Origin of the sequence: Glutamicibacter sp. JC586, assembly GCF_009805585.1 — a bacterium.
GTDB lineage: Bacteria > Actinomycetota > Actinomycetes > Actinomycetales > Micrococcaceae > Glutamicibacter.
Map to the genome: position 1 here is coordinate 1 of NZ_VHIN01000018.1, position 7,403 is coordinate 7,403.

General features: G+C 53.3%; 7 protein-coding genes and 2 pseudogenes. 7 read left to right on the plus strand and 2 right to left on the minus strand.

Translation table 11 applies throughout. The features are described 5' to 3' along the window. Positions 1-39: 39 nt before the first annotated feature. Positions 40-198: a hypothetical protein gene (locus tag FJV47_RS13335; RefSeq protein WP_159613846.1), complete on the minus strand. Its 159-nt coding sequence runs from the start codon at positions 196-198 to the stop codon at positions 40-42. A 59-nt stretch (positions 199-257) separates the two neighbouring features. On the opposite strand from FJV47_RS13335, the pseudogene FJV47_RS13340 reads away from it, so the two are divergent. The 7 genes and pseudogenes from FJV47_RS13340 to FJV47_RS13370 form a co-directional block, all read left to right on the plus strand. Next, positions 258-866, plus strand: a pseudogene (locus FJV47_RS13340) (protein kinase family protein); the annotation flags it as partial. A 475-nt stretch (positions 867-1,341) separates the two neighbouring features. Continuing rightward, positions 1,342-1,836 (plus strand): pyridoxamine 5'-phosphate oxidase family protein, encoded by a 495-nt coding sequence (locus tag FJV47_RS13345; RefSeq protein ID WP_159613848.1) that lies wholly within the window; start codon positions 1,342-1,344, stop codon positions 1,834-1,836. Positions 1,837-2,340: 504 nt separating this feature from the next. Next, positions 2,341-2,529 carry a CsbD family protein gene (locus tag FJV47_RS13350; RefSeq protein WP_159613850.1) on the plus strand — a complete coding sequence of 63 codons (189 nt, stop codon included), beginning with the start codon at positions 2,341-2,343 and terminating at the stop codon, positions 2,527-2,529. A 648-nt stretch (positions 2,530-3,177) separates the two neighbouring features. Beyond that, entirely contained in the window at positions 3,178-3,507 is a 330-nt protein-coding gene (locus tag FJV47_RS13355) for a hypothetical protein (protein WP_159613852.1), read from the plus strand. Continuing rightward, a complete protein-coding gene (locus tag FJV47_RS13360; RefSeq protein ID WP_159613858.1) occupies positions 3,488-3,916 on the plus strand; it encodes a YiiX/YebB-like N1pC/P60 family cysteine hydrolase in 429 nt (142 codons plus the stop codon). The genes FJV47_RS13355 and FJV47_RS13360 overlap by 20 nt, the downstream gene beginning before the upstream one ends. Before the next feature lie 74 nt (positions 3,917-3,990). Next, positions 3,991-5,160, plus strand: a complete 1,170-nt coding sequence (locus tag FJV47_RS13365) for a hypothetical protein (RefSeq protein ID WP_159613854.1) — start codon at positions 3,991-3,993, stop codon at positions 5,158-5,160. 343 nt (positions 5,161-5,503) lie between these two features. Then, a pseudogene (locus tag FJV47_RS13370) lies at positions 5,504-6,143 on the plus strand (IS3 family transposase); the annotation flags it as partial. Between the two features lie 385 nt (positions 6,144-6,528). Here FJV47_RS13370 and FJV47_RS13375 read toward each other — a convergent pair. Then, a partial coding sequence (locus FJV47_RS13375) for a ferrochelatase (RefSeq protein ID WP_159613856.1) occupies positions 6,529-7,403 on the minus strand: 875 nt, incomplete at its 5' end.

A 7,403-nucleotide genomic window follows, 5' to 3' on the forward strand; every position in this document is an offset into this window, starting at 1 on the left:
TGTCCATTGTCGGACACGAGTACTCACATAGTCACTGGACTACTTTTCGGGGACCCAACGGCGCAGGGTCTCTTTACCGACATTCAGCTTCGGTGCCATGTCAGCACACGCGGCATAGACCGACTTGTATCGGTTAAGGCGTTCTAGGGCGTAGGCCACTGCGCGGGCTTTGACTTCTGGGGTGTACTGCTTGGGCATGCTTTCCATTCTCTCAAATAAGAACGGCATAAAACCCCGGACGATTCAGTTTCCGCAAGGAATTCGACGTGATGAAGAATCTCAGCTTGCCCTACATTCTTGAGGTCTCCAAGTACGACGAATCACGCAACGAATATCGAATGGGGCATTGTGATACAACGTTGCGTCAGTACATCTCCCAACGCAACAACAACTTGCATTTTTCAACCCGGAAACGGATAGCCCTGCAGTTCCTTTACGGTATGAGCTATATCCATAGTCAAAAACTATTGCATCGCGATATCAGCCTGCAAAATGTTCTGATGAAGGTGTACGAAAGCGGTGCCGTCTTAGTCAAGCTCTCTGACTTCGGCCTGGTCAAAGAGCATGAATCCACCTTTACCCGTGCTCACACGGAAATGCGTGGGGCAATCCTTGACCCGACGCTGGATAACTTTCGAGACTACAGTGTTCTGTACGAAATCTACGCAATTGGCCATGTCCTCTCCTTCATCTTTACTGGACGTCAATCGATAGCCATTGGTAGTAACGATGTGGACCGTATTGTTCAAAAATGTGTGGCGCACAATCTATCAGAACGCTATCCATCGGTATCCGAACTGATTGCGGATGTAGAGAATCTTGATGTTCCAGCCCATTCAATTTCCGGTTCTCGAGACGAAGCCTAACCGTGGGGAGCGCAAAAGGGAGCGAACGCGACTCTGCTTAGTGCCATGTTCAGTCGGTAGGAGGCAAAAGATCTCACACTACGTTGAGTCAAGGATCCGGTTGGCGGGGTAATAAGGCGTTATTTTTGCTTTCGCGGAAAAGAAGGCCTTGCGTGAGCTTGGGGCGATTCCTTCAGACGAGGCATTACAAGCATGCCTTGGTAGATTGCCCGTGCAGGGAACGAGCGGTGAGGCACGGAGTGAAAAATTCAGCTCACTCCCTGTTCTTTGATGAGGTTGTAATTCTGAGCGTTGCTCATGGCATCCTGTTCCGGATTCTCGGACTCGATCACGACCTTAGACGCCGTTCCAGTGACCGATAGGGGTTCCGGACCGTTAGGAGAACCTGAGCCTTCGCTGGAAGCCCGTTGCTCTGTGCCCAGGGCGCGGTAGCGTGGAGAGGGTACCTGACGGACGAGCTCAAGGGGAGAATGCCGTGGCGCACGATAAAGCAACACACACCGACGACGTGGAAAAGCTCGTCGAGATCATCAAGGACACCAAAATTGCGATGCTAACGACGCATGGGCCAGACGGGCTGGAAAGCCGTCCGTTGAGCGTCACCGAGGTGGGCAGCGACGCGGACGTGTGGTTCTTCACCGCCGCTTCCTCGGATGTGGCCGAGCAGGTCTCCAAAGATCCGGAAGTCAACGCTGCATTCTCGGATGACAAGCGCTGGGTGTCGCTCAGCGGCAAGGCCAAGCTGGTCACGGATGTTGCCAAGAAGAAGGAACTGTGGAATTCGGCGGTGGCAACGTTCTTCAGCCACGAGCCCGAATCCCCGGAGATCGTGCTCATCCAGATGGAATCCGACTCCGCGCAATACTGGGAAAATCCCGGCGGGGTACTGAGCTTGGCCACCAGTTGGGTCAAGGGCAAGGTCACCGGAGAACCGGCCCGTCCAGGGGATTCAGCGACCTTGGATCTGTAGTCCAGAAGGTGTGGGCAATAAGGCAGCGGAATTTGCCTGAATTGCGATTTCCGCGCCCTTTGCCTTTGTGGGGCGTTACGACTATGAGGCCGGCTGTATGTCGTTTTCGATCACCTACTTGTGGTTACGCGTCTCCACGCCGGTCATGCCAGGTATGTGCTCGGCGATGGGGACTTCCTCAGTGCCCTTGGGCAGCGGCGCTGCTCGTAGATCCTTTAGGTCCTCGGGTGCGCCCCACCTGTTGGTCCGACACCGATTCGTCGCCAGTCGACTTTTACGGAGCTGACCGTGTAGGCAGTGGTGTTGGAGGCGCTGGAACCGGTGATTTTGGCGCCGCAGCAAGCGTGAGCGAAAGGGCTGGAATCACTCTTGAATATTCGTAGTAGCGAGGTTAGGGGCGTCCCCCGAGCCTGGCGACTATCAGGAAACGTCAAGCCTGAAACGAGATGTGCTTGCGGTCGCTACAGTTTTTCTATCCAGTAATTCAACGAAAAGGAGTGCATCATGGGTTTGGGTGACAAGATTCAGAATAAGGGTCAGGAGATGGCTGGCAAGGCCAAGGAAGCAACTGGCAAGGCCACGAACGATCCCTCGTTGCAGGCCGACGGAGGAAAGGACCAGGCTGAAGCTCGCGCGAAGCAGGCCGGCGAACACGCGAAAGACGCAGCAAAAGACATCACCGGCCAGAAATAATTTTTGACGGTCCGGACCTTGCCTTGCAAGTCACGTCACAAGGTCCCGATAGTGTGGTCCATTCTTTGAATGGACCACACTTTTGTTTTAGGAGCAGGTTGCAGTAGTGAGAAACCTTGCCCGCAGTTTGGACCGAGACGCTGCGATGCCTAGGCCCGTCGACGTCACCGAATCGCGGGTCGGAGGCTGCTTTTTGCTCCCTGAAAACTGATATCGCCAGAGATAAGCGTGGATACCGTACCGGGTTTGAGAGGAAAGTATCCGACGGATCAACCCAGGAACCAGAAACGACCGTTTTTGAGATTAGTGCATGGGTGGCTATCACGCGTATTTGGTTGGAGCGCATTGCTGAAGGTTCTTCCCGGTGGTTTTGTCTCAGGCTTCGGTGGGGTTGGTTTGAAGCCTGACGTGAACATATATAAAAATCTGCGAAAAATTTTCCAGAGAGTCTTCCGCGGTGACGTACCTAAAGCTAGGATCATATTATCCACTGATCTGAAATATTATTTCTTTTCAGATCAGGAATCTTAATCGTTGAATGTGCGTGGGTGCGTTATGCGTTTTTTGCGCTTCATTATATTCATGTTTAACGGCTTACTGGGATCATCACTGCTACGTGCTAGGGGTTGTGTTTTGAAAATAACGCATATGCCTGCGGGAATCGCCGCTTCGAGCAAGCTGGTCATTGGTTCGGCTATGCCGGCGTTGGCTGATACGGGGAACGGTTCGTTGAATGAGCTGGCAAGTCTCAATCATGGAACCTCGGTCACCGAACTGAGGGATTCACCGAGTGAATTCGCGCAGGATGAAGACATCAGTTTGAATGAAGCCGCTAATCGGGCTTTGGCTGAGAGCAAGGCTTCGGTGAGGGAAGCAAAATCGGTCGGCTCTCTGGCTAGTCGAGGCGGCGCTTCGGTCGCCAGCAGTAGTGGAGGCAGCGGTACTGTCACCCTAGGCGCTGCGACGCGTAAAAGGTGATCTTTTCGTCTCTCCCGCTTCAACGCTCTTCGTTCAGCATAGCCACACAGGAATTTACTACTCAACCGCAACTATTGTGGAAGCTCCCGGGACTGGAAAGAACAGTCGATCGATCGTGAGCAGCTCGGTGAAGGTAGGTAAGGGCGCGGTGAAGCAATACGTGTCAACTACATCGACCAACAGAGGCAAGGCTGCTAACCATGCCTTCAACAAATTGCGCGGCAAGGGATATAACTCCAACTTTGCCGTGAACAAGTCGACGACCGGTTCGAAGATGAACTGTTCGCAGTTGGTGTGGGCGGCCTACAAGGCTGCGACGGGGATTGATCTGGACGGCAATGGCGGTTTGGGCGTTTACCCCTACAACATCAAAGATTCCAAAAAGACGGTGACTTACAAGACTCTTTAAACGTACTGGAAACTAGTATTTGGGCCGGCCTGGGATTGGGCCGGCCCAAACTCTGTATCAGAATGGAACATTCCATGATTTACACACGTCGTATCATCACCGCAGCGGCAGTGGCGACCACGGTTTTTACCCTGGTTAGCTGTTCATCAGCTGATCCAACGTCCCAAAAAGCCGAGTCTCTAGGCGATGCCGAATACGCACTGTGCTTCAGTGCTGCGAGCAGTGACATGGATGGGGAAAGTCGCGATGGCAAGGTTGTGCTGGCAGATAGCGATGGTACTTTTTCGGCAGTGCAGACGTGGGGCATGGACATGTGCACGATGGAGTGGACAGATAAGGGGTTGTTCTTCAGCGACATGAAAACTGACTATCTATTTGATGCCGACGGTTTGAAGAGTTTTGAGAATGCAAAGACTGATAGTCAATACGCCATGCTTGCCACCACATCGGATACTGCAGTGGGACTTTATAATCTGGGCTTCAGCGATGTTGGGTATACGACTCAGGTTGTGACCACTACCAGTTCCGGAAGCTCTTTAGCCGAAGTTGAAGGTAGCTATTTCATTGCTGCTCAGTGCGAGGGGGAGGTCTTCGGGATAGGTTTGGCTACCGGTCCATATTCGAAGACGGGTGATCCTGATACTGAGCCTTTGGTTCTCAGCCAATTAACTGGCACGAACGATGGCAAGGAGAAAGTTGTCGGTAGCAGTACTCGGGCTAGAGAGGGCGCGGTACTCAATGATGCGCCATGCCTTGATGGAAAGATCTACTACATCTCTGACGAGAGACGAGGTGGATTGGATGTTGCTGCTAAGGCCGTTTTATCGATTTGGGACACCAAGACCGGCAAGTATGAGAGCAAGGCCCTGAGCTCAGATGAAGCGACTGACCCTTTCATCAGTGAAGATGGTACGGGCCTTCCTCAAGTAACCCGTCAGTCACTGAAGGACGGAAAGCTTGAGTGGTACGGGGCTCAGGATTCGATCATGTCCACGGACATCAAGACGGGACATACGGAACGCAAATTTAGCGTTGAAGGATATAGCGATAATTCCGCTTCATCCAAGGCGATCTTCACTGATACTGAGGTTGTCGTTATGGCAGATAATAATGATGGTTCTCCCTACAGAATTTTGCGTTATGACCGGTCCACCGGCGAAGAAGTGGGGCGGGCCGCGCTGGATGACGATCCGGCAAATCTCAGTAGCGGTCTCTTCTTTAGGGGATTTGCAGTGAGGCCGTAAAGGTCTTCTCTGTTCTTGTTTAGTCGACGATTCGAGTGCGGGATTGTATTCCTAGAGGCCGTGCACGGGCCACGATCACTCGTCGCAAGTGAATTCAGGTACCGCAGCTTGTTGCTTGTGTGTGGGCGGTCGTTTGGTTCCTGCTGTCCACGTGTGTGCAGGAAAAGCAGCGCAGCGGGAGGGCTTTTTTCGTGCACATGTGGGCAGGAGGCTACCCACGGAACCAGGAATAAATAATGGGCCGGCACTTACCGTGAGGTGAACTGGGTCTGAGGTTAGCCTGAATTAGTGGACACCCGAATAAGCGGGATCAACCGATCCCAAATTTGAGAGGATGTCACTAATGAGCAACATGAGAAAACAGCGCAGGTCCTTTACCGAAGAGTACCGCCGTGAAGCAGCAGGCCTAGTCATCGATACCGTGCGAACCATCACCGCGGTCGCTAAAGAGCTGAACATGGGTTAGAAAGCAACGCTCCCGCCGCGGACTGGACGGCGAACCCACCCGGAGCGTTAGATGAGTCCGAGCGTGACGAACTCAAACGCCTGCGCAAGGAAGTATTCGAGCTGCGGGAAGACAACCGGTTCTTGGGAAAAGCTGCGTCCTTCTTCGCGTCGAAGCATCAACATCCGAACGGTTCGAACTGATGCACGCTCAGAAGGAGAACTACTCCATCCGGCGAATGGCCCGCTTACTAAAAGTCTCTTCTTCTGGATACTACAACTGGTCTGCGCGTCAGCAAGCTGGCTCAAGCCCGCGGACTGTAGCGCAATGCCACCGGGATCAGCGAGTCGCTGAAATATTCAACGAATCCGATCAGGTCAACTGTGCACCGCGAGTGGCCGCCCAGTGAGCGCGTGAAGGTGAGCCTGTAAACCAGAAAACAGTGGCTGTCTCGATGCGCCGATAAGGGATTGAAAGGATCAGCCCGCGGCGTTTCCGCCCGGTGACAACGATTCCAGGGGCGAACACTTATCATGTGCGGCGCTTCCCATGCCACGATGACCACCTAAGTCACACCAGCTGTGGGAGTGATTCTCGGAGCAATATTCCTAGGCGAGCCGCTGGTCTGGAGCCTCTTCCCAGGCTTGGCCATTGTGCTGTTGGGGATTGTTCTCAGTGGATACCGACCTGCGCTAAAAAATAAGCCGCTAGACAGCATGAGATGACGGGCCGCCATGGTGTGCCGTCCACGGCCGTGCGTGATGATTTGTTTCAATGAAGCATCTCTGCGGGGCGATTTCTTCTCAACCAACGTCACACTGGCGGAGGTCAGTGCGGGTTCTGAACCAACATGGTTCAGAACCCGCACTGACCTTAATTTCCACAAGGCTTCATACCCGCAGATACCCCTCGGGTTGCTAGGATCAGTTACTTTCCGTCAGAGAATCCCAGTTAGGTGTTGTCGGCTTCGGAGCCCTTCCCATGCAGCACGTCGTAGAACAGGATCCACTACCTGGGCTCAACGGGCCTTCGGAAGTGACCGCCGGAGAATCGACCCTTTCCCCGCGATACTGAGCCGCCCGCTCCAGAGCGGCATCGACAAGCCCCGACACAAATATCGGATCAATTCCAACAGTCGCTGCCCGCACATAATCAAGTCCGAGATCTTTGGCAGTCTGTGCCGCCTCGGTATCAAGATCGTATTTCACTTCCATATGATCGGATACGAATCCCAGGGGAACAACAACCACACCCTCCACTCCTGAGCTAGCGAGCTCCTCAAGTCGATCATTGATATCAGGCTCCAACCACGGAGTCTGGGGTGAACCAGAGCGAGAACAGAAGACAAGCTCAGCATTCAATGGTTGCTTTTCTCCCAGTTCTTGATTGATCCATTCGATCAGCTGCAAATGCTGTTCACGATACCCAACAGTCTGCCGCTGAGAGGCTTCCTGCATTGCTAGAGGGATCGAATGAGTGACATAGAGTAAGCGGTGCTTCTGCGGATCCAGTACCCCGACTTTCTGGATCAATGCAGTGAGTCCGCGATGCACGCAATCCAGTTCCGCGTAGGCAAAGCCGGGATGGTTGTAGTATTGGCGGATCTTCTCGAAAGATACCTCGATACCTTCTTGGGCCAAGACATTTTGGGTGTGGGCGAAATCTTCACGATACTGGCGGCACGAGGAGTAGCAAGAATACGCGGAAGTGTCGATAGCAAGGAATCGTGAACCTCCCGTCCTTTCGGCGAATTCGCGCACGGTGTCTGTGAGGTAAGGATCCCAGTTGCGGTTGCCCC

Coding starts and splice junctions, on each gene's coding strand:
- FJV47_RS13335 (WP_159613846.1), bottom strand. CDS start 198: ATGCCCAAGCAGTACACCCCAGAAGTCAAAGCCCGCGCAGTGGCCTAC.
- FJV47_RS13350 (WP_159613850.1), top strand. CDS start 2,341: ATGGGTTTGGGTGACAAGATTCAGAATAAGGGTCAGGAGATGGCTGGC.
- FJV47_RS13355 (WP_159613852.1), top strand. CDS start 3,178: ATGCCTGCGGGAATCGCCGCTTCGAGCAAGCTGGTCATTGGTTCGGCT.
- FJV47_RS13365 (WP_159613854.1), top strand. CDS start 3,991: ATGATTTACACACGTCGTATCATCACCGCAGCGGCAGTGGCGACCACG.